The sequence below is a fragment of the Pseudomonas sp. 13B_2.1_Bac1 genome (assembly GCF_025466155.1).
GTDB lineage: Bacteria > Pseudomonadota > Gammaproteobacteria > Pseudomonadales > Pseudomonadaceae > Aquipseudomonas > Aquipseudomonas aylmerensis.
The window spans coordinates 93,488-113,461 of record NZ_JANLOH010000089.1; the positions used below are offsets into that span (position 1 = coordinate 93,488).

At 56.1% G+C, this 19,974-nt stretch carries 17 protein-coding genes; 5 read left to right on the forward strand and 12 right to left on the reverse strand.

The window, feature by feature from the left end:
- Nucleotides 1-81 precede the first annotated feature (81 nt).
- From NTD80_RS20740 to NTD80_RS20770, 7 genes are all read right to left on the reverse strand, one after another.
- Nucleotides 82-1,284, reverse strand: coding sequence for an FAD-dependent oxidoreductase (locus tag NTD80_RS20740; protein WP_262134770.1), 1,203 nt, complete (start codon nucleotides 1,282-1,284; stop codon nucleotides 82-84).
- 279 nt (nucleotides 1,285-1,563) lie between these two features.
- Nucleotides 1,564-2,322, reverse strand: coding sequence for a GntR family transcriptional regulator (locus NTD80_RS20745; protein WP_262134771.1), 759 nt, complete (start codon nucleotides 2,320-2,322; stop codon nucleotides 1,564-1,566).
- 199 nt (nucleotides 2,323-2,521) lie between these two features.
- Nucleotides 2,522-3,028 (reverse strand): MaoC family dehydratase, encoded by a 507-nt coding sequence (locus tag NTD80_RS20750; RefSeq protein WP_262134772.1) that lies wholly within the window; start codon nucleotides 3,026-3,028, stop codon nucleotides 2,522-2,524.
- A 35-nt stretch (nucleotides 3,029-3,063) separates the two neighbouring features.
- A complete protein-coding gene (locus NTD80_RS20755) occupies nucleotides 3,064-4,170 on the reverse strand; it encodes a CaiB/BaiF CoA transferase family protein (RefSeq protein WP_262134773.1) in 1,107 nt (368 codons plus the stop codon).
- A complete protein-coding gene (locus NTD80_RS20760; RefSeq protein WP_262134774.1) occupies nucleotides 4,167-5,351 on the reverse strand; it encodes a CaiB/BaiF CoA transferase family protein in 1,185 nt (394 codons plus the stop codon). Before NTD80_RS20760 ends, NTD80_RS20755 begins: the two co-directional genes overlap by 4 nt.
- A complete protein-coding gene (locus NTD80_RS20765) occupies nucleotides 5,348-6,523 on the reverse strand; it encodes an acyl-CoA dehydrogenase family protein (protein WP_262134775.1) in 1,176 nt (391 codons plus the stop codon). The genes NTD80_RS20760 and NTD80_RS20765 overlap by 4 nt, the downstream gene beginning before the upstream one ends.
- A gap of 181 nt (nucleotides 6,524-6,704) precedes the next feature.
- On the reverse strand, nucleotides 6,705-7,532 hold the full coding sequence (locus NTD80_RS20770) for an SDR family NAD(P)-dependent oxidoreductase (RefSeq protein ID WP_262134776.1): 828 nt from the start codon (nucleotides 7,530-7,532) through the stop codon (nucleotides 6,705-6,707).
- A 324-nt stretch (nucleotides 7,533-7,856) separates the two neighbouring features.
- Between NTD80_RS20770 and NTD80_RS20775 the strand changes: the two genes are divergently transcribed.
- The 5 genes from NTD80_RS20775 (at nucleotide 7,857) to NTD80_RS20795 (ending at nucleotide 15,436) form a co-directional block, all read left to right on the forward strand.
- Nucleotides 7,857-9,479 (forward strand): DUF1302 domain-containing protein, encoded by a 1,623-nt coding sequence (locus NTD80_RS20775; protein ID WP_262134779.1) that lies wholly within the window; start codon nucleotides 7,857-7,859, stop codon nucleotides 9,477-9,479.
- Between the two features lie 16 nt (nucleotides 9,480-9,495).
- Entirely contained in the window at nucleotides 9,496-10,848 is a 1,353-nt protein-coding gene (locus tag NTD80_RS20780) for a DUF1329 domain-containing protein (protein ID WP_262134780.1), read from the forward strand.
- 100 nt (nucleotides 10,849-10,948) lie between these two features.
- Nucleotides 10,949-12,049, forward strand: coding sequence for a WD40/YVTN/BNR-like repeat-containing protein (locus tag NTD80_RS20785; protein WP_262134781.1), 1,101 nt, complete (start codon nucleotides 10,949-10,951; stop codon nucleotides 12,047-12,049).
- Nucleotides 12,046-14,460 (forward strand): efflux RND transporter permease subunit, encoded by a 2,415-nt coding sequence (locus NTD80_RS20790; RefSeq protein WP_262134782.1) that lies wholly within the window; start codon nucleotides 12,046-12,048, stop codon nucleotides 14,458-14,460. The genes NTD80_RS20785 and NTD80_RS20790 overlap by 4 nt, the downstream gene beginning before the upstream one ends.
- Before the next feature lie 121 nt (nucleotides 14,461-14,581).
- Nucleotides 14,582-15,436 carry a CmcJ/NvfI family oxidoreductase gene (locus tag NTD80_RS20795; RefSeq protein WP_262134783.1) on the forward strand — a complete coding sequence of 285 codons (855 nt, stop codon included), beginning with the start codon at nucleotides 14,582-14,584 and terminating at the stop codon, nucleotides 15,434-15,436.
- A 178-nt stretch (nucleotides 15,437-15,614) separates the two neighbouring features.
- Here NTD80_RS20795 and folD read toward each other — a convergent pair whose 3' ends face one another.
- The 5 genes from folD to NTD80_RS20820 are packed head-to-tail and all read right to left on the reverse strand — an operon-like array spanning nucleotide 15,615 to nucleotide 19,934.
- Nucleotides 15,615-16,499, reverse strand: coding sequence for a bifunctional methylenetetrahydrofolate dehydrogenase/methenyltetrahydrofolate cyclohydrolase FolD (gene folD / locus NTD80_RS20800; RefSeq protein ID WP_262134784.1), 885 nt, complete (start codon nucleotides 16,497-16,499; stop codon nucleotides 15,615-15,617).
- Nucleotides 16,496-17,833 (reverse strand): aminomethyl transferase family protein, encoded by a 1,338-nt coding sequence (locus NTD80_RS20805; protein WP_262134785.1) that lies wholly within the window; start codon nucleotides 17,831-17,833, stop codon nucleotides 16,496-16,498. The genes folD and NTD80_RS20805 overlap by 4 nt, the downstream gene beginning before the upstream one ends.
- Before the next feature lie 41 nt (nucleotides 17,834-17,874).
- Nucleotides 17,875-18,720, reverse strand: a complete 846-nt coding sequence (purU, locus tag NTD80_RS20810) for a formyltetrahydrofolate deformylase (protein ID WP_262134786.1) — start codon at nucleotides 18,718-18,720, stop codon at nucleotides 17,875-17,877.
- Nucleotides 18,644-19,060 (reverse strand): Dabb family protein, encoded by a 417-nt coding sequence (locus tag NTD80_RS20815; protein ID WP_262134787.1) that lies wholly within the window; start codon nucleotides 19,058-19,060, stop codon nucleotides 18,644-18,646. The genes purU and NTD80_RS20815 overlap by 77 nt, the downstream gene beginning before the upstream one ends.
- Nucleotides 19,061-19,067: 7 nt before the next feature.
- A complete protein-coding gene (locus tag NTD80_RS20820) occupies nucleotides 19,068-19,934 on the reverse strand; it encodes an intradiol ring-cleavage dioxygenase (protein WP_262134788.1) in 867 nt (288 codons plus the stop codon).
- Nucleotides 19,935-19,974: the final 40 nt, after the last annotated feature.

A 19,974-nucleotide genomic window follows, 5' to 3' on the forward strand; every position in this document is an offset into this window, starting at 1 on the left:
CTGGGTGGAAGGTGGGGGTAGCAGTCTTGAAAATCCGGGACGATTCACCTGGGGCTTCGTCGCTAGGAGGCGGGTCAGGTGTCAGGGCAGTGGTTTGCGCTTGAGCAGTGACGGACTCTCAACATTTTTGGCCGCGCTGAACATGGCTATTTGCAACTCCGGGTGAGCTTGCAGGTGGCGCAACCCTGCCAATTGCTGCTCCAGCGCCGCGTCGTCTGAGCAGTGGTAAACGAGCTGTTTGAGTCCGGACGCTGACGGTGAGGCATGTTCAAGGAACGCGCTGAGGCGCTCTTGCGAGTAGCGGTCCAAAATTTCTTCATCTACTTCGCCTTTAATCACGGCTGCCAAGGCTTCGTGAAGAACGAAGATATCGAATAAGCCACTAGTCAGTCCCAAACCGCCGGTAGGATTGGTGATATGTGCAGCGTCGCCTGCGAGCAGTACTCGGCCAACGCGCATGCTCTCAGCGGCGCGTTGATGCATGCGGTAGGGGGAGTATTGAACGAGTTCGTAAGGGGTGCTTTTGGGCAGAATTTTCTCGAAGTATTTTGGGATGCGTTCGGCGACCTGTTCTTCTGGCAACTCCAGGCTCTCGCAGTAAGTGACGCGCCAAAGGTTCTCGTTGTCGATGCGCGCGACGATCGCGCCGACGTCAGGGTCTAGCATCATGGTGGCATTGGAAAAGCCCAGCTTGGCAAAGTCCCCCCGCACGTTAGTGGCGACAAAGCGCTCGGGCCAGGTGGTGCCGTCGAATCCGAGATTTTGCGACCGGCGAATAATGCTGTTCGCGCCGTCGGTACCAATCACCCAGCCAGCACGGACGTCTTCCTGGCGATCGTCTTGCAGGGCGTGCAGAACGACGTGGTCCTCATGCTGAGTCAGGCCAGTTACCTCGATGTTCCAGCGAATAGTGACATTGGGCAGCTTTTGCAGATGGCGCAGCGCAATCTCGCCCAATTTGTTTTGGCCAAGATGCAGGTTGTACGGAGTACGGCTCAAGGTTTTCAGAGGCTCCCGCGTATCCAGATGGATTCGTTCGCCAGTTTTGAAAACATAAAATTGTAGGGACGAGCTGAGAAAGCCGGCTTCTGTAGCTTCATCCAGTACACCTAACTTCTCCAGCCCGTCGAGTACTGCCCAGTGATACACCATCGCTCTGGGTGAGTGATTGAGAGCATGGCCGCGCTCCAGGACGGTGACCTCAATGCCCGCCTTGGCTAAGCCAAGGGCACAAAGCAGTCCGCTTGGACCTGCCCCCACAATTACGACATTTTTGTTATTCATTGTTGTCACTCTGCTGATGGGTAAAGGGAAGAGCGAGCTGCTTGACTCGTCTCCCCGGCCAAGTAGCAGCTCGGACAGGATAAGTGGTTACGCGGTATCAGGGCTGCGACTACTTAAGTAATGATCCGAGCATTGCTTTGTCCGGATTTTCGGTAGCAGAAGAGGATATGTCAATATTTGTTCGTACAAATTTTGTGTTTTTAGAGCCGTTGCGCTGCGGCAATGGCTCTAAGACAAGAGAGGTATCGATAGCTCTATTTTTGTACGTATTTGTTTGGGTTACGCCTTGGAGCGACGCAGCGTGAAGGAGAGGCGAAACATATCGGGTTTATGAAGGTTCAGTGCGATGATGGCCACCTTCCCAGAGGTAAGGCGGTAGCGCCGATGGACTTCCATGACAGTGGTGTCTGCTTCGATCTGGAGCACCTCGGCAATAGTGGCAGGGGCGTGCCCGGATTGAACAATTTGCTCGACCTCTTCAACCCGCTCACCGTAAACATCTTCAACCAGCTCATAGATGGGAGATTTGTTGCGTTCCAGAAGACGAGCTACGCCGGCATAGTCGGCGTGAATGAATACTTCGGTCCAGCAGATAGGTAGGGGGTCGTCGTCCGCATAGCGGAAGCCAGCAACATAAAGCCAGCGCTGGCCTTCCGGGCAGAAAAGACGCTCGGCCTGCTCTTCGCTACAGTCGATCATTCCGAGGGTCTCGATCTGAAAGCGCATTCCCGCAACGTAGTTGATCAAGTCGCTGATGGAGTTGATTTCATGCACGTACGTTTGTGCGGAGCCGGGCCGTACGACCGTTGTTCCGGCGCCTTGGCGAGATGACACCAGCCCATCGTCGCGAAGCTGGCGCAGTGCAGCCCTGATGGTATGTCGGCTAACGGCGAAGTGTTCGGCTAGATCCGTTTCGGTTGGAAGTTGAGTACCTACTGGGTAGGTGCCGGAGAGGATATCGCTTTTGAGTTTCTGTACCACTTGCTTGTAAAGCGGTCCGCCAGTTGTTTTGACGTTGGTTTCCTCGGATGGACTCATGTTTCCCGTGCTCTGAATGAAAATAGATATGGCGCAAATTGTACGCACATCTGCAGCTTCTTTCCGAGAGAATTCTGGCTGGACTTTCGGCTGGATCACGAAGAGATAGCACCAATGCGCTAATTGATACGGACTTGGCGAAGACAAAGCTCCGGTTGGATAGCTCGGGGGCGCGTTGTGCTTTCCCCGAGCCAGACTCTTAGTCGTCGACCGCGTAACCTCGTTTGGGCACCAGTACGGTACGTTCAAATGAAATGAAGACCGTACCATCCTGTTTTTTACCAAATGTACGAACCGTGACTATCCCCTGCGTGGGACGGCTACTGGATTCGCGCTTATCCAACACCTCTGATTCGGCATAGAGCGTATCCCCTACGAATACTGGCGCGGACAGCTTGATCTTGTCCCAGCCCAGGTTGCCAATCGCCTTCTGACTAATATCACTAACACTCATGCCCACTACGATCGACAGAGTGAGGCAGCTGTTTACCAGCGCCTGTTTGAACTCCGATTTTTGAGCAAAATCGTTGTCGAAATGCAGCGGGTGGGTATTCATCGTCAGGAGCGTGAACCAGATGTTGTCAGTCTCAGTGACGGTGCGACCTGGCCGGTGCTCGTAGCAGTCCCCAATCTCGAAGTCTTCGTAGTAGCGACCATAGCTTTCGCGGTAGCGGTGGGGGGCTATTTCTTGTGCGATACCTACCATGATGGTTCCTTTTTTGTTTTTGGGCTGCCACGCCGTTACTTGATCAGCTGTTGGTTGTCCGCCCCCAGGAGGGGAGCTCCCGGGTTGAGCTGTGCGGGTTCGTTGTGAAAGCGGATAGGGCTGCCGATATGGCGCACGCCTGAGTCGTCACGCCAGACCATCTCGCGGGCCAGGACGTTAGGATCCTCCAGCGCTTCAGGTAAGGTCTTGACCACGCCGAAGCAGATGTTCAACCGCTGTAGTAAGTCGTCCCAATGCGCTAAATCGTGTTGCAGAAATCGTGCGGTCAACGCGTCAATCAGCGGCTTCTGGTGAGGGCCGGGACCTCGTTCACACAGGGGAATCAGGTCCTGCAACTCCAGAGCGTCCAGCAACAGTCGAACGAATTTCATCTCCTGGCCGGCGAGGGCAATAAAGCGTTTATCGCGTGTTTCATAAGTGCGGTACAAAGCGCTACCGCCGGTGGTGCGCTGGTGCTTTGCCACAGGCTGCCGTCCTTCTGCGATCGCCGGCCCAAGGATGTTGAGGCAGCCCGCCAAAACGGCGTCCTGCATCCCGATATCCAGGTAGTCGCCTTCGCCGGTTTGCTTGCGTCGATACAATGCCATCAGGACTCCGGCCAGGCCCTGCAGTCCTGCCAGCAGGTCTGCTATTGGAACGCCTGGCAGGGCAGGGCGGTCATCTTCACCCAGGGTCATGCTGAGCAGCCCGGCCAAGGCCTCGACGCCCAGATCATGAGCAGGACGAAAGCGGTAGGGACCAGTCTGACCGTAGGCGCTGATGGAGCAATAGATGATGCCTGGGTTACGCGCTTTGACCTGCTCGTAGCCGACGCCCAAGCGGTCCATCACTCCGGGTCTGAACGACTCGATAAATACATCGGCGGTTTCGCAAAGGCTGAGCAGCGACTCCCGTCCTTCGGGTGTTTTCAAGTCCAGGGTAACGCTGCGCTTGCCGCGATTCAGATTGCGGAAAAACACCGTTTGCTCCTGCTGGTAGGGGGCGATTTGGCGACCCGGGTCCCCTCCATCTGGATTTTCCACTTTGATTACTTCTGCCCCGTGGTCAGCCAGAGCCAGTGTCAGGTAGGGGCCGGGCAGTAAGGTCGACAGGTCAAGTACGCGGACCCCCTCCATCTTCATTGAGTCACCTCAGCCTTCGCCAACACCGCACCCGTCAGCAGCGCCTCGTTGTCTGCGCCAAGTGGCGAGCAGACTTTTTGTTCAAGGCGTTGGCCGTCAATCTTGATTGGGTTGGCGAGCACCTTGAGGCCGTTTGGTGCGTGGGGATGCTGCAGATGATTGATCATCGCGTTGGTCGTTAGAAGCGGGTTTTCCATTGCCTCGGACAAACTCAGTACCGGTGCTACCGGTAGATGTCCGGTGAGGACACTCAACCAGTGCGCTGTAGGTGCCTGGCCAAGGGCTTCGTCGATTATTTCCGTAAGCTCCTGCTGGTGTTTTTTGCGCAGTTTGGCATTGGCGAAACGTAGGTCGGATTTCAGATCGTCTCGCTTGAGGATCGTGATCAGTGCCTGCCAGAACTTTTCTGTCATGCACATGATGAAAATCCAGCCATCTGCCGTGCGGAATGTCTGTACCGGGGCCACCGAAAGATGGGCGCTACGTGCTTGGCGGACGACCTGGTGCTGTTCGTTCAAGTACCAGATTGCGGCGTACCCCAGTTGGTGCAGTGCTACGTCAAACAGCGAAGTGTCCACGTCGCAGCCTTGTCCTGTTTCGCGTGCGCGGTGCAGCGCAGCGAGCAAGCCGACACTGGCGGTAATACCGGTCATGTGGTCTACCAAAGATGGCGCACCGAATCGCGACGGCGGCCCTTCAGGTTCGCCGGTCAGGTCCATGAGGCCTGCCTCTGCCTGCATCAGGTAGTCATAGCCAGGCCAGGCCGCTCGTGCATTGTCCCGGCCATAGGCGGATATATGCAGACACACCAGTGCGGGGTAGTCGGCGGCCAGCGTTTTATAGTCCAGTCCAAGCTTGGCTGGCAGATCTCCGCGCAGGTTATTCACCAGTGCATCGGCACCGGCGAGCAGCCTGTTTAGCTCCGCTTTCCCCGCGTCCGATTTGATATCCAGGGTGATGCTGCTTTTGTTCATGTTCCAAGTTTGGAAGTACTGACTGTCAGCGTCCCCGAGCAGATGTGGTCCGGTATGGCGAGCCGGGTCTCCGCCAATCGAGGTGTTCTCAATCTTGATTACTTCCGCGCCCAAGTCGGCAAGAAACATGGTGCCGTAAGGGCCGGCGCCGAACTGTTCTACCGAAAGAATGCGCAATCCTTGCAGTGGTTTTCCTGAAGGAGTCATGCTTCGGCGCTCCGTTTCATCACTTGCTTGGCGATGATGATCCGCTGCATCTCATTAGTGCCTTCGCCGATGCAGGTGAGTGGCGCGTCGCGGTACAGCCGTTCGATGTCGTATTCCTTGGAGTAGCCGTAGGCACCATGGATGCGCATCGACTCTATGGAGTTTTCCAGTGCCGCTTCGGAAGAAAAGTACTTGGCCATGCCCGCTTCCATGTCGCACCGTTCACCTCGATCGAAGGTGGCCGCAGCATCCAGGGTCAAAAGGCGTGCGGCGCGTGCACGAGTCGCCATCTCGCCGAGCTTGAGCTGGATTGCTTGGTGTTCGGCAATCGGTTTGCCGAAGGTTTTCCGTGTTCCTGCGTAATCGACTGCAAGCCGGAGAGCGCCCTCGGCGATGCCAACACCGCGCGCTGCCACGTTGATACGTCCAAGTTCAAGGCCGCCTGTAGCTTGATAGAAGCCTTGCCCTTCTTCGCCGCCAATCAGGTTTTTGGCCGGTACGCGGTAGTTATCGAAGATCAGCTCGGAGGTCTCGATGGCTTTGTATCCCAGCTTCTCGAGCTTACGACCGGCGGTGAAGCCGTTGCCCTTCGGGGCAATGAATAAACTCATGCCTTTATGGCGTGGCTGTGCCTGTGGGTCTGTCTTGACCAGCAACGCGAAGCAGCTGCCTTCGATGCCATTCGTGATCCAAGTTTTAGCGCCATTGATGATGTAGTCATCACCATCGCGGCGGGCGGTCATACGAATACCCTGCAGGTCAGTGCCTGCGTCGGGCTCGGTCAGTGCCAGACCCCCGCGGACTTCGCCAGTGGCCAGGCGCGGCAGCCACTCATTTTTCTGATCCTCGGTGCCGAACTTCTCGATGGCCAGAGCCAGCATCAAGTGAGAGTTGAAAATACCGGTCAGTGCCATCCAGTCCGAGGAAATGCGCATCACGATCTGCGCATAGGTGGATGCTGGCAGACCCAGGCCGCCGTACTCCTGGCTAATGGTGGCGCCAAAAAGGCCCAGTTCTTTCATCTGCTCTACGAGCTCGTGGGGGTAGCGATCGGCATGGTCGAAATCTTTAACTCGTGGCTTTACCTCCCGTTCCACCCAGCGATCAATGGTGTCGAAAAGTTGTTTCTCGTCGCTCGCGGTCAGCGATTGATGGCGGGGGGAATTGTGCATGTGAAGCGCCCTTTTGTTTTAAATGTACGTACAAATTATTTTTTGATCGGTGCTGTTGTCAAGCGTGATTTTCGTTTTAATGGCTTTATTTACACAGCTTGATGAGCTAGCGCTCTTATTTTCAATAAATAGGTTCGTACATATTTAGGGGGGGGCGGCCGCAAGCGGCCGGAGGAGGGCGTTACTCGGAAGGAGACTGCGCTGCCAGATTGGCCGAGGTGATTTGCGCGAAGCGGGATTCGATAGGAGCAAAGAGCTCTGGATGGGTGAAGCAGTACAGCGTTTTGCGTTGAATGGCGGAGATAATCAAGTCACCCACGTCGTCTGGTTCGAGCCAGCGTAGCTCGGCCATGGCCGGTATTTCGGTCAGGTCGACGTCTGCGAGCTTCGCATCGTGCAACGCTTTCGGGCGGTTGCGTGAGCTGTTCTGGATGTTCGTATGGACGGGCCCTGGAACCAGCACCGTGCAATTAACGTTGCTTTCGGCTATTTGCAGCTCCAAGGCCAGGGTCTCGGTTAAGGCCACTACGCCAAACTTTGTGACGGAGTAGCCGCCCAGAGATGGCATGGTCGCCAAGCCACCGATGGATGCCGTATTAACGATATGGCCGCCTTCGGCGTTCTGCTTCAGCAAGGGCAGGAAGGTGTGGACACCATGGATCACGCCCCAGAGGTTGACGTTTATCAGCCACTGCCAGTCGTCAAGCGTCATATCGCTGATGTTCGCCATTGGACCGACTCCAGCGTTGTTACACAGAATATCGACGCGGCCGTATTCCTTTAGAGTGGCCTCTGCGAGGGCTTGGACACTGGTACGGTCGCTTACGTCGGTACGCACTGGATAAGCACCAATCTCGCGCGCGGTGTTCTGCAGGCTGGTCTCTTCGATATCCGCGATCACAACCCGTGCGCCGTGGGCGATGAAGCGCTGCGCAATGCCTTTGCCGATACCGGATGCGCCGCCTGTTACCACGACGACCTTACCGTGCAATTCGCCAAACTCGTTCATTGTTGTTCTCCGTTTTGGTGTTTTTGTGGTCTGAATTGTTAGCACAATTATTCCGCTAAAAACGAGGTGTCAAGATGGTGGCTATCTTTATTTTTAAAATTCTCTATAAAACAATTATTTACGTGGTTATTTATGTTTTTTAAGAAATCCTATCCGTCGTGATTTAGGAAGTGCTTTTATTTTTTGTACGTACAAGTGTTGACCTTCTCTTTGTGCGCAAGCTAGATTGGCTTCGCCGGGCAAGCGACGCGAGTGGCGTGCTCAGGGCCAGACCTCTCTGGGGGTCTCCGTCGTTCGACAATAAAAATAAGATGCGAGGTCACGATGATTAATCTGCAACGCAACGGAGTTCTGCGCCCCGCTGCTCTATTGCTTTCTGAGGGCCGACACGTAGCCTCCTGGCAAATGGCTTTTTGTTCCGCTTTGGCGTTGGCAGTTCCCGCTGCGCAAGCGATGCCATTGGCTGATACAGAGAGTTACTCGCTTCGGTTCGATAACTCGATCAAGTACAGCTTGGGTGTACGGACCGAGAGCCCATCTCATACCTTTCTTGACAACCCCAACGGCAATGACGGGGATGCCCGTTTCGATAGCGGCAGCTTGATAACCAATCGCCTTGACCTGCTTTCGGAATTGGACTTTTCCCTGAAGGATGCCTACAAAAGCGGCTTTCGCGTGAGTGCTGCCGCCTGGTACGACAATGTTTACGCTGGTGGTGCAAAGAACGTTGGCGAGAACTACAACCCTGACAGCGTCAGCTCGAGCGAGTTTGTTGATCGCGCCAAACGCCTTCATGGTCATGATGCAGAGATCCTTGATGCCTTCGTCCACAGTGGTGTGGATATCGCTGGTCATGACCTGAACTTTCGCCTCGGTCGCCATACACTGCTTTGGGGGCAGAGCTTGTTTCGCGCAGGCAACGGGATCGCATACGGGCAGGCGCCGATTGATGTGATCAAAGCGGCGTCCGTACCAGGCACTCAGGCCAAAGAGTTATTTCTCCCAGTGAACCAGTTGTCCACGTCTTTTGCCTTGAGCGATAGCTGGAATATCGAAGCTTACTATCAGTTTGAGTCTCGCGAATCACGTATCCCGGTTCCGGGCACCTATTGGTCGCCGGTGGATATGGCGTATCGCGGTGGTGAGCGTCTACTGACCGGGGGGGGGACCTATATGCGTTACTCCGGTTCGGACGAAGCGGATTCCTCAGACGAAAACTGGGGTGTAGCGCTCAAGTATTACGACCTCGAGGGTGGCTGGGACGTTGGCTTCTACTACGTGAAGTTTGCTGATCGACTTCCTCAGGTCGTAACCAGTATTGCTCCAGGAGTCGCTGCCGATCCGTTCCAGATTGGCGAGTACCGTTTCGTCACACCAACCGATATCGATATTGTAGGGATGAGTTTCTCGACCACCCTACTGGATGCGAACGTGGGGGCGGAAATCTCGGTACGCAACAATATGCCGTTGGTATCAGCAGGGTATTTCAGCCCGGACAGTCATAGTCAGTTTGCCACCGGTGATACGGTTCATGGTCAAGTTTCCATGATCTGGGTGACGCCGCGCACCGGTTTTTGGGACAGTGCCAGCGTGGCTGCTGAGGCGGGTATCCATCACTTGTATAGCAAGGACGATCCCTCCAATGTTTATGTCGGAAACGACAAGACTGCTTATGGGGTCACCGCCGTGTTCGAACCGAGCTGGTTGGGCGTGCGGCCGAGTCTCGATCTGAGTATGCCGATTACTGTTGCGCATAACTTTACTGATACCTCACCCATTGATCCGACCTGGATCGGCGACGGAGGAAGTGTTTCGGTCGGGCTGAACTTCAACTACCAGCGCACATGGCGAGGTGGTGTGGCTTACACGATGTTCACTGGTGCCGACTCCACGAACGTGTTCGCGGATCGCGATAACTTAATGTTTACCGTTTCCCGCTCGTTTTAACTGGTTGGAGTAAGAGATGAACAACAATAAAACCACTTTGCTCTCCTTTATCGTCCTTGGTGTTCTGTCGTGCTCGATCGTACACGCGGCGGTATCTCCTGCTGAGGCGCAGAAACTGAAATCCGAATTGACACCTCTGGGAGGAGAGCGGGCAGGCAATGCGGACGGGACTATCCCTACCTGGACCGGAGGGCAGAAAACCGCTTTGCCGGCGGGTAAGACCAACCGTCCGCCTCTGTTCAATCCGGATGAAAAAGCGCTGCTGAAGATCGATTCCAGCAACGTCGACCTTTACAAGGACAAGCTCTCCGAGGGCGAGCAAGCCTTGTTGAAGAATATTCCGGGTTACGCCATCAATGTCTACCCAACCCATCGCTCGGCGTTGGCCCCGGAAGCGAGCTATGAGCGTGTGTTCAAGAATGCGACCACGACCAAGATGGATGATAAGGAGCTGATTAGTGACTGGAATGGCAGTATTCCATTCCCGATTCCGCAGTCGGGCTCCGAAGCCATGGCCAATACCCAGTTCGCCTTCCGTGGCATCGATGTGCAAACCACCTCCTCTGTTTACGTAGTGAATGGCAGTGCCCCCGTATTGGCTACTTCGTCTACCGCCCTGGAAACGATGCCGGGCGATTACCCCCCAGGGCGCGAAGATCCATTCAAAGGGCAAACACGTTATGCCGTGTTGGTTGAAACCAAAGCGCCGGCCTATCAAGCGGGCGAGAAAATTCTCGGCCTCATCGATAAACAACTCAATGCCGTTGCGCAGGCATGGACCTATCTGCCGGGACAGCGTCGCCTGCGTCGCACCCCAAATGTTCAGTACGACGTTCCGTCACCGTTCACCTCTGGGGTGACCAACTATGACGAGCAGAATGGTTTCCAGGGATCCATTGATCGCTATGACTGGAAGATCGTGGGTAAGAAAGAACTCTACATTCCGTACAACAACAACAACTTCCTGAATGCCATCGGCCTCGATCAAGTTCTGAAGCCTAATTCGGCCAACCCTGATTTGATGCGATGGGAGCTGCACCGCACTTGGGTGATTGAGGGCAACCTCAAGGAAGGACAACGCCACGTGGTCCCCAAGCGTCGCGTGTATGTGGATGAGGACAGTTGGCAGATCGTGCTGGCAGACCATTGGGATGCGAAAGGCTCGTTCTGGAAGGCCACTCAGGTGCTGAGCTACATCAATCCCGATGTTCCAGGAATGATTGTGGCGACCAACTTCGTCTACAACGTCCAGTCAAAATCCTATGCCGCATTCAACGTGCTGTCGGAAAAGAAAGACGGATACACCTACCGGGAGGTGCCAGCTACCACCTTCTCGCCTCGCAGTCTTGAGGCGTCTGGGGTTCGTTAAGGGGTTTAGCAGCGTGTGCCGCTCGATCTAATCCGGGTAGTTGCGAGTGGGTCACAGTCAGAGACTGCTGACTCGCTCGTCGTCTTTAGAGGTATTTCAAATGAACGGGCATCCTGCATTTGCCGCCGTTGTGCTGGCATTGCTCTGCACGGTCGGCGGTGTGGTCCATAGCAGCGCTGCATCGCAGCCTTCTACCACCCTAGCCCTCACTACGCAGGCGCTACCTTCAGCGCATCCCAGCAAGGTCATGCTGATGGCGGTGGCTCGAGCGGGCAGCAGACTGGTGAGTGTCGGCGAGAATGGAACCATTGCCTTATCAGATGATGACGGCAAAACCTGGCGCAATGCCGATCAGGTGCCGGTGAGCGTCACACTCACCAACGTTGCCTTTGCATCCCAACAAATAGGTTGGGCAATTGGTCATCAGGGGGTGGTGCTGCGAACAGACGATTCCGGGCAGACGTGGACTCGGCAAGCGGATGGTGTTTCGTTGGCCCAGATAGCGGTGGATTACTGGACAAAAGAGGCCGCCAACGGCAACCAGGAAGCAGATGCTGCTCTGGAAAACGCCCGCTACTTACTGGAGGACGGTCCTGAGAAACCGTTGTTGGCATTGTCGATCAGCGATGAGCAGCACCTGATCGTGATCGGTGGGTTTGGCATCGCGTTCAAGTCGGTCGATGGCGGCAAGAGCTGGGTGCCCTACATCCCACTGCAAAACGAGGGGCGCCTGCACCTCTATGGCATTACCGAGGTCGCGGGCAACACGCTTATTGCCGGCGAGCAAGGCCTGTTACTGAGTGGCGGGCAAGCGTTGCAATCTCCGTACGAGGGCAGCTTTTTCGGCGTTATTTCCGATACAACATCTACCGTTGTCGCTTATGGGCTGCGTGGCAACCTGGCGGTGAGCGCTGATGCCGGATCTCACTGGCAGGCGCAACAGGCTGGCGAGGCGGGCCTCACCTGCGGCGTGCTTCTGGTGGACGGGTCGTTGCTGCTGGGCAACCAGGCTGGGCAAGTGTTTATCGCCCGCAACGCCAATGGCACGTTCGAGAAGGTGGATTGGCAAGCTCACGTGCCCTTGACGGGGGCCGTACAAACACCAGATGGCGATCTGGTATTCAGCAGCCTGGCAGGCATTGTCAGGCTTCCTGCGAACCAGCTATCGGTGACTGCGCAGAACACGGGAGTGACCCAATGACTTCGTATCGACACCAGCCGGCGAACGGCGGTCAAGCAGACGATGGTTCGTGGCTTGAGCGGCTTATCTTCAATCATCGCCTGGTGATTCTGCTGGTCTGCATCGCGCTGACTATCGGCACCGCGTTTCAGTTACCTAATCTGCGTTTTAACGCCAATTTCCAGCGGATGATTCCAACAGGACATCCTTACATTGAGAACTACATCAAGCATCGTGCCGATGTTGCCGGCCAGAGCAATTTGGTAGCCATCGCCGTCACCAGCAAGAGCGGCAACATTCTTGACGATCAGTACCTGCAGACGCTGAAGCAGATCAGTGACGAAGTGTATTTGATCAATGGGGTCGACCGGCCATGGATGGTGTCACTCTGGACCCCGACTATGCGTTGGCTTGGTATCACGGAAGCGGGTATCGATGGCGGCCCGGTGATCGATGCCGGTTATGACGGATCGCCCGCCGCGCTGAGCCAGCTACGTTTCAATATCGAACGTTCTGGCGAGGTGGGCCGGATCGTGGCGCCAGACTTCCAGTCCAGCATTGTGCTGGTGCCCTTGATGGACTTCGACAACGAGACCGGCGCACCGCTGGACTACGGTCGTTTCTCCGAGCAATTGGAACAGGTCCGCGCCAAGTACCAAGGCGATGGGGTAGACATTCATATCGTTGGTTTCGCCAAGGTCGTCGGTGATCTTATTGATGGCGTAGCCAGGGTACTGAGCTTTTTCCTGGTTTCGATCATCATTGTTGCTGCGCTGGTTTACTGGTATTCGCGCTGCGTGGTCAGTACTGCCAACGTGCTCATCTGTTCCCTGGTGGGGGTGCTATGGCTTATGGGCTGTTTGCCGCTGTTGGGTTTGGAGCTGGATCCGTACACGGTGCTTGTGCCGTTCCTGGTATTCGCCATCGGGGTGTCCCATGGCGCGCAAAAAATGAATGGGATTCTGCAGGACATCGGAAGGGGCTGCTCGCCCTTACTCGCGGCCCGGCAGACCTTCCGCCGCCTTTTTCTGGCTGGCTTCATTGCTCTGGTGGCCGATGCTGTCGGGTTTGCTGTGTTGCTGATCATTGATATCGGGGTGATTCAGCAATTAGCCCTGATCGCCAGCCTCGGCGTGGCATTCCTGATTCTGACCAATCTCGTGTTGTTGCCGATTATGTTGAGTTATGTCGGAGTGGGACGCAAAGCTGCGCAACGTTCTCTGCAAATAGAGGAGCAGGACTTGCGTAGCGACCATCCTCACCCGCTGTGGAGTTTCTTCGATCTTTTCACTCAGCGTCGTTGGGCAACTGTCGTGCTACTGGCCAGTGCAGGACTCGGCGTAGTGGGGGTTGTAGGCAGTCATCATCTGCAGGTCGGTGACCTGGATCCGGGTGCGCCGGAGCTGCGCAAGGATTCTCGCTACAACAAGGACAACGCCTATATCACCTCCCACTACAGCAACAGCAGCGACCTTTTTATGGTGATGATCGAGTCGCCGGTGGGGCAGTGCATGAATTACCAACTGCTGGAAAAGGTTGGCATGCTCGAGTGGCAGTTGAGGCAGTTGCCTACGGTAGTGGCAACGAGTTCTTTTGCTTCGTTCACGTCATTGGTGACCAGCCAATTTACTGAAGGCAATCCGCGCTGGATTTCCCTGGTGCCGAACCAGGCGCTGCTCAACAGCCAAGTCAAATACGCACCGCGCAGTCTGGTGAATCAGCCCTGCAGCCTGTCGCTGATAAGAATTTACCTTACCGACCACAAGGCCTTGACACTGCGTGAGATAAGCGAAGCTGTGGAACAGTTCGCGGCGCAGAACGACAGTGAGCAGGGTCGCTTCACACTCGCTGCTGGTAATGCTGGCATCGAGGCAGCCACCAATCAGGTGGTCAATAACGCCCGGCTCACCATGTTGCTATTGGTGTATGGCGCTGTGGTGGTGATCTGTTTGATCGCCTTCCGCTCCTGGCGCGCGGTGGTTTGTGCGGTACTGCCGCTGATGCTCACGTCTTTGCTCGCCGAGGCGTTGATGACGGCTCTGGGTATTGGCTTCAAGGTCGCTACATTGCCTGTCATCGCTCTGGGTGTCGGGATTGGCGTGGACTACGCGCTGTATCTGCTGAGTGTCTTGCTGGCTGAATTGCGGAAGGGGGCGAGCCTGTCTCGAGCGTATTACCTGTCCTTGTTATCAGTTGGGCGGGTGGTGCTTCTCTCCGGCATGACGCTATCAGTGGGCGTGGCAACCTGGAGCTTTTCGCCCATCAAGTTCCAGGCCGACATGGGCATTCTGCTGTCGTTCATGTTCTTGTGGAACATGCTTGGGGCGCTGATCCTGCTGCCCGCCTTGGCGTCCTTCCTCTTCGCGCGGACAGGAACGCAAGCAACGTCGGAGCAGCACATTGTCGCTGAAGAGCGCGTGCCAGTTCCCTAGCTTCAACGAGTGCGCCACTGCGCGGTGGCGCCTCCTTTCTGTCACTTCTTGAACGCTTGATTGCAGTGCTGCAAGGGGCGCGGCGTCTTGATTAACCCAGAACGGTCAGGTGAACAAAAAAATGAATAAAGATCGGTACGACGTTGAAGGCGAGATTCCCTATGTAAACACCGACAGAGATCGCATCGTGATCTCATATAAACAGCGCGAGTTAGAGGGCTTTATCGTAGAGCCCCACCTTGTCCGCATTCGAGACGCCAGGGCTACAGATGAGGCGCTTTCTGTTGAACGACAAGGATTCCAAATCGTTAAGTGGCCGAGCAAGGTGGTGCAGGAGCGGCTACCTGAGCTGATTGAGGAAAATCGTCTTCCCAGTGAAGTGATGGGGCCTGCCAATTTGGCCTACCTCGCTGAAATGGAGCCGCTCATGCACGAAATTTGTGGCGCCCGGGAAGTCTTTGCTCAGTACGGAACCGTGACGGTGCGCTTTAGCAAGCGTGCCGCTGCTCGTAGCTGGATGACCACCGCGCAGTTCGCGCATTTGGACTTCGCCAAAACTGATATCGATAGATTGCTGCAGGAAACACTTGAGTTGACTGGGCGCAAGGTCGCTCCCTTTAGTCGTCACGTCATGATGCAAGCCTGGCGGGTTTTGACGCCTCCTCCACAAGACATGCCGTTGGCGATCTGTGACGGCCGCAGTGTCTACAAGGAAGATATGGTGCCTTTGGAGTTTCTGGGTCCTGAGGGCAGCCGCAATGAGTTGGTTCACTCCCGTGGCTGTCTGTTCAGCCCCCGCCATGAGTGGTACTACTTCCCCAATATGACCCCGGATGAAGTAATGATATTCAAGGGCTTCGACTCCGATTGCCCGGATGCCATGAATGCCATGCACACCGCGTTTGACAACACATCAGTGGTAGACACTGTTCCCCGTGGCAGCGTGGAATGCCGCTTTATTGCGCTGTACGACTGACCATTCTCCAGATGCTCACGCATTGACCCCGAAATGACTGCTGTTGATAGGCAGCAGTCGTTTCGCGTGTCACGGGCCAGGGCTCGCTCGAACTCTATGGCGGATTGAAGGGCCTTGATGGTTTTTGCTCGAGCGATGGCGCAGGCAAACCTCCCTCCCGCATCCGCGGATGGGATCGCTACAAGACGCGGGGCAGAGATAAACCTTTAGCGGCACAGGCCGCTATCAGCGTATTGCGAAGCAGACAGGCAAGGGTCATGGGGCCGACGCCACCCGGTACCGGCGTGATGGACCCTGCCACTTCAAGCGCCTCGTTAAATGCGACATCGCCGACCAAGCGCGGAACCTCCTGTTCCACGACTCGGTTGATGCCCACATCTATCACGCAGGCCCCCGGCTTGATCCAGTCACCGCGTACCAAGTGCGCTTTTCCGACGGCGGCAATCACGATATCGGCGCTGCGCACCAGGTCTGCCAGTTGGCGAGTGCGCGAATGCGCAATGGTGATGGTGCAATGCTCGGCAAGCAGCAGTTGGGCCATCGGTTTTCCAACGATATTGGATCTGCCGATGACCACCGCGTGAAGCCCCTCCAACGAGGGCAAGGTTTCACGTAGAAGCAGCAAAACGCCGTACGGGGTGCAGGGGATCAATGAGTTCTGTCCCATGGAAAGCTGCCCGATGTTTACCGGATGAAAGCCATCGACGTCCTTAGCTGGGGCAACTGCGTGGATCACTTTGTGCTCGTCAATGTGTGGCGGCAGTGGTAACTGAACCAGAATTCCGTGAACCTCGCTGTCCTCGTTGAGGCGCCCGATCAACGCCAGCAACTCGTTCTCCGATGTGTGTGCCGGGAGGCGGAACTCAAGGCTTGTCAGTCCGGTGTCACGGGCCTGGCGAATTTTATTGCGAACATAGACGTCACTGGCCGGATCTTCTCCTACCAGGACGATCGCCAGGCCAGCCTTCAGGCCGTGGGTCTGCAAGAGCAGCGCCGCCTGGCGAGTGACTTGCCGGCGAAGGCGATCAGCCAGTGCTTTTCCGTCGATAAGGGTTGCCGTCATCGCGCGGGGGCCGGCTGCAGAGTGCTGACATCCGCACGGCGCTTGTCGGTCTTGTAAGGCGCAGCCGCCACTCGCGCACGAATGTGTTTCTGTGCGCCACGGGCGCCGCCATACACCACCGTTACCTCGGTGCCGGGCTCCGCCAGTTCGATATCGATCACACACAGGGAGAGCATTTCGCGGAAGTAGTAGCTGTAGCAGCGAGAGCTGGTTGCACCTACTAAACGGCCCTGATGTTCTACACGATCGGTTTCCATGCAACCCAGCAGTTCGCGGGGCAGCTCCATGTAGTCATTGGGTATGCCTTGGCGAAACAGCGAGGCGTAGACGTCGATAACATCGCCGCTGTTCCACACCAGCGTCACCATTTTGCGTTTCGGCGCGGCCAGTTCAGCTTCCAGCGCTTGGCGCCCGATGAAGTCATGATCGAGTTTTATGCTTTTGCCCCAGCCCAATTCAATCGGGCTGCGGTGCAGCGCTTCCGAGCTGTCGACCGGGTAGGTACCAGCGTGTTGCAGCAGGCTCAGCATGGCTGGGGATGCTTGGGTCATAAAGGCGAGAAAGCCTTTTTCCGCTTCGCCCGAAATCGCCGGAATGTAGTCAACGGTTGGCGTAGGGAAGCAGGCTTCTACGTGGTTGACCATTTTTGTGCGGCCGCCCAATTGGCGAATTCCGTAGGCTTGACCGGCCTCCAGAATGGCGCGGTAGATGTCTTGCGCATCTTCGATCCGGCCATGAAGTTCGTAGCCCACTTCGCCGGCCATGCCTTGGCGCAAGGCGAGGAATTCTCTGTTGCCGATGCGAGTCGGACGAAAGCGCATAAAACCAATGTCACGCAGGTTCTCAGCCGTCACTTGTTCCATTACAAACAGTGCATTGGGCCCCTGTACCTGGAGAATGAAACGCTCTGCTGAGAGGTTCTCCAAGGTGGCGTTGTAGTTGCCATGCTGGAACTTGTACAGCGCCCAGAGAATGCCGGGGCCGCTGGTATACAAGAAGTCATCTTCGGCAAGTTTCATCAATACGCCATCGCCAATGACCTTGCCCGCACTGCTGCAAAACACGGCATGTTTGGCCTGGCCAATGTCAAACGTGGCAAAGCTGTTGATGCTTAGATCGGAAAAGAATTTGAGCGCATCGGGTCCTTTCACCCGAAGCTTGCCCAACGGCGACCAGTCGCCGATGTAGCACGTCTTTTTCCAAGACATGCTTTCGTCGATCCAGCCGGTGAATTCAGCAGCTTCGAACGAAGCGCCGAAGCGGGTGTAAGTGTAGGCGCTCGCTGCCACCGGAACGGCAGGTGTCAGGGGCAGATTATTGTTGTTGTTTTGCATGATGAAGCTCTCCTGAGAGGGACCTGTATGGACTACGAGTGTCACTGAAATACAACGGTCTTGTGGCCATTGAGCAGGATGCGATGCTCGGCATGCCATTTCACGGCGCGGGCTAGCACCACGCTTTCGGTGTCGCGGCCGATGGCCGTCAGGCTGGCTGGATCCATGGTGTGGTCGACGCGCTCAATGCCTTGCTCAATGATCGGACCCTCGTCCAAGTCGGCGGTGACGTAATGAGCTGTCGCGCCGATGAGTTTCACCCCCCGATCGAAAGCTTGCTGATAGGGGCGCGCGCCTTTGAAGCTGGGTAGGAATGAGTGATGAATGTTGATCACCTGGCCAGATAGCTGCTGGCACATACCGTCCGAAAGGACTTGCATGTAACGCGCGAGCACCAGTAGCTCGGCCTCCTCTGCGCGGAATATGTCTAGGATCTTCTGCTCGGTTTCCAGCTTGTTGCCCGCGTTGACCGGAAGGTGGTGGAAGGGCAGTCCATAGCTGGCTGCCAACTGATAAAATTCTCTGTGGTTCGAGACTATGGCGCGAATATCGATGGGGAGAAGGCCTGAGCGATGGCGAAACAACAGGTCGTTCAGACAGTGCCCAATCTGAGAAACCATAATCACCGTGGGCATTCTTCTATCGGCGACGGTGAATTTTGCTTGCATGGCGAAGTCGTTGGCGACGCTGGCAAAGCGCTCTTCCACCTCAAGTGGAAGAACGTCGCTGGGGCACTCGAACTTGACCCGCATAAAGAACAAACCAGTGGACGCATCATTAAGCTGCGCGGCTTCGAGTATGTTGGCGCCCTCACTGAGCAAAAAGCCGCTGACGGTGTGAACGATGCCGGGCCGATCCGGGCAGGAGAGGGTGAGGATCAGTTTCATGACGTGCTGCCTTCATGGAGTCGTTGATTGGGGGGCGCTCAGCGCTCGGGTAGTCCACTTGGTAACGGAGGGTTCGCAGGTCGCCCAGTTCGTGGCGAACCCGCAGATGGTCGTAGTGGGTGGCATAGGCGGTCAGCGCTTGGGCGTCTATGAAGTAGGCAATCATCACCACGTCGCAGGCGTAATCCACACCGCTTTCGTCACTGCCCACTTCCATGGAGAGCAGCCCAGGGACTCGTCCGAGCAGGCCTTCGAAAGCCGCCTTGACCATCTGCCGGGCAGCCTGTTGTTCTGCGGCGGTTTCGCCCCGCAGTTTCCACATCACCATGTGTCGGATCATGGAGACCTCAAGAAGGGATGCGGTTGAGTACAAAGTCAAAGTCGAGCGTGTAATACGGCGTGCTGATTTCGTCGCCATCCGGGCTGGTGCCGGGAGGGTGTTCAATCCAATTCGCAACCAGGGTCTGGCGCACGCCAAACACGACATCTGAATCGAGAAATGTGTCGTTACTGCGAAAAACCTGAGTCACCAGGCGCTCGAAACCTGGGGCATCTATCAGGAAGTGCACGTGGGCTGGTCGCCAGGGATGACGGCCAGTGCTTATGAGCATTTTTCCTACCGGTCCGTCGTGTGGAATCGGGTAGGCGGTGGCCACGACTGAGCGGAAGTGGAAACCACCATCGGCCAACGTCTGAAGGCGTGCGCGAGCTTGAGGGCCGGGTACATCCGCGTGCTGCACGTCGTAGAAGCCGTCTTCGTCCGATTGCCAGATATCCATAAGCGCGCCGGCAACAGGATGCCCGTCAAGGTCGCGCACGTGGCCTCTGACCCAGCACGGTATGCCCTTGGCACCTTGACTGATATCGGCGCCGTTATCGAAGATGGGCGCCGCGGCCACATAGAACGGGCCAAGAACGGTGGTTTCGGTGCAGGCCTTGGGTTTGCGATTGTTGAGCGTGGTGACCAACATCGACATTCCCAACGTGTCCGAGAGCAGGATGAACTCTTGGCGCTTATCGTCAGTAATGTGCCCCGCGTCGGTCAGAAACTCTATAGCTGCGTACCACTCGGCTTCTGTCAATTTCACCTCGCGACCAAACGCGTGCAGGTGTTGGACTAGGCTGGTCATCAACAGCCGCAGGCGGTCATCAGGGCATGATGAGAGCGACGCGATTACGGCCTGTGTGATGGTTTCTTCGTCAATGTGGCGCATGGCCAAATCCCTTTAAATATGTACGTACAATTATATTCTG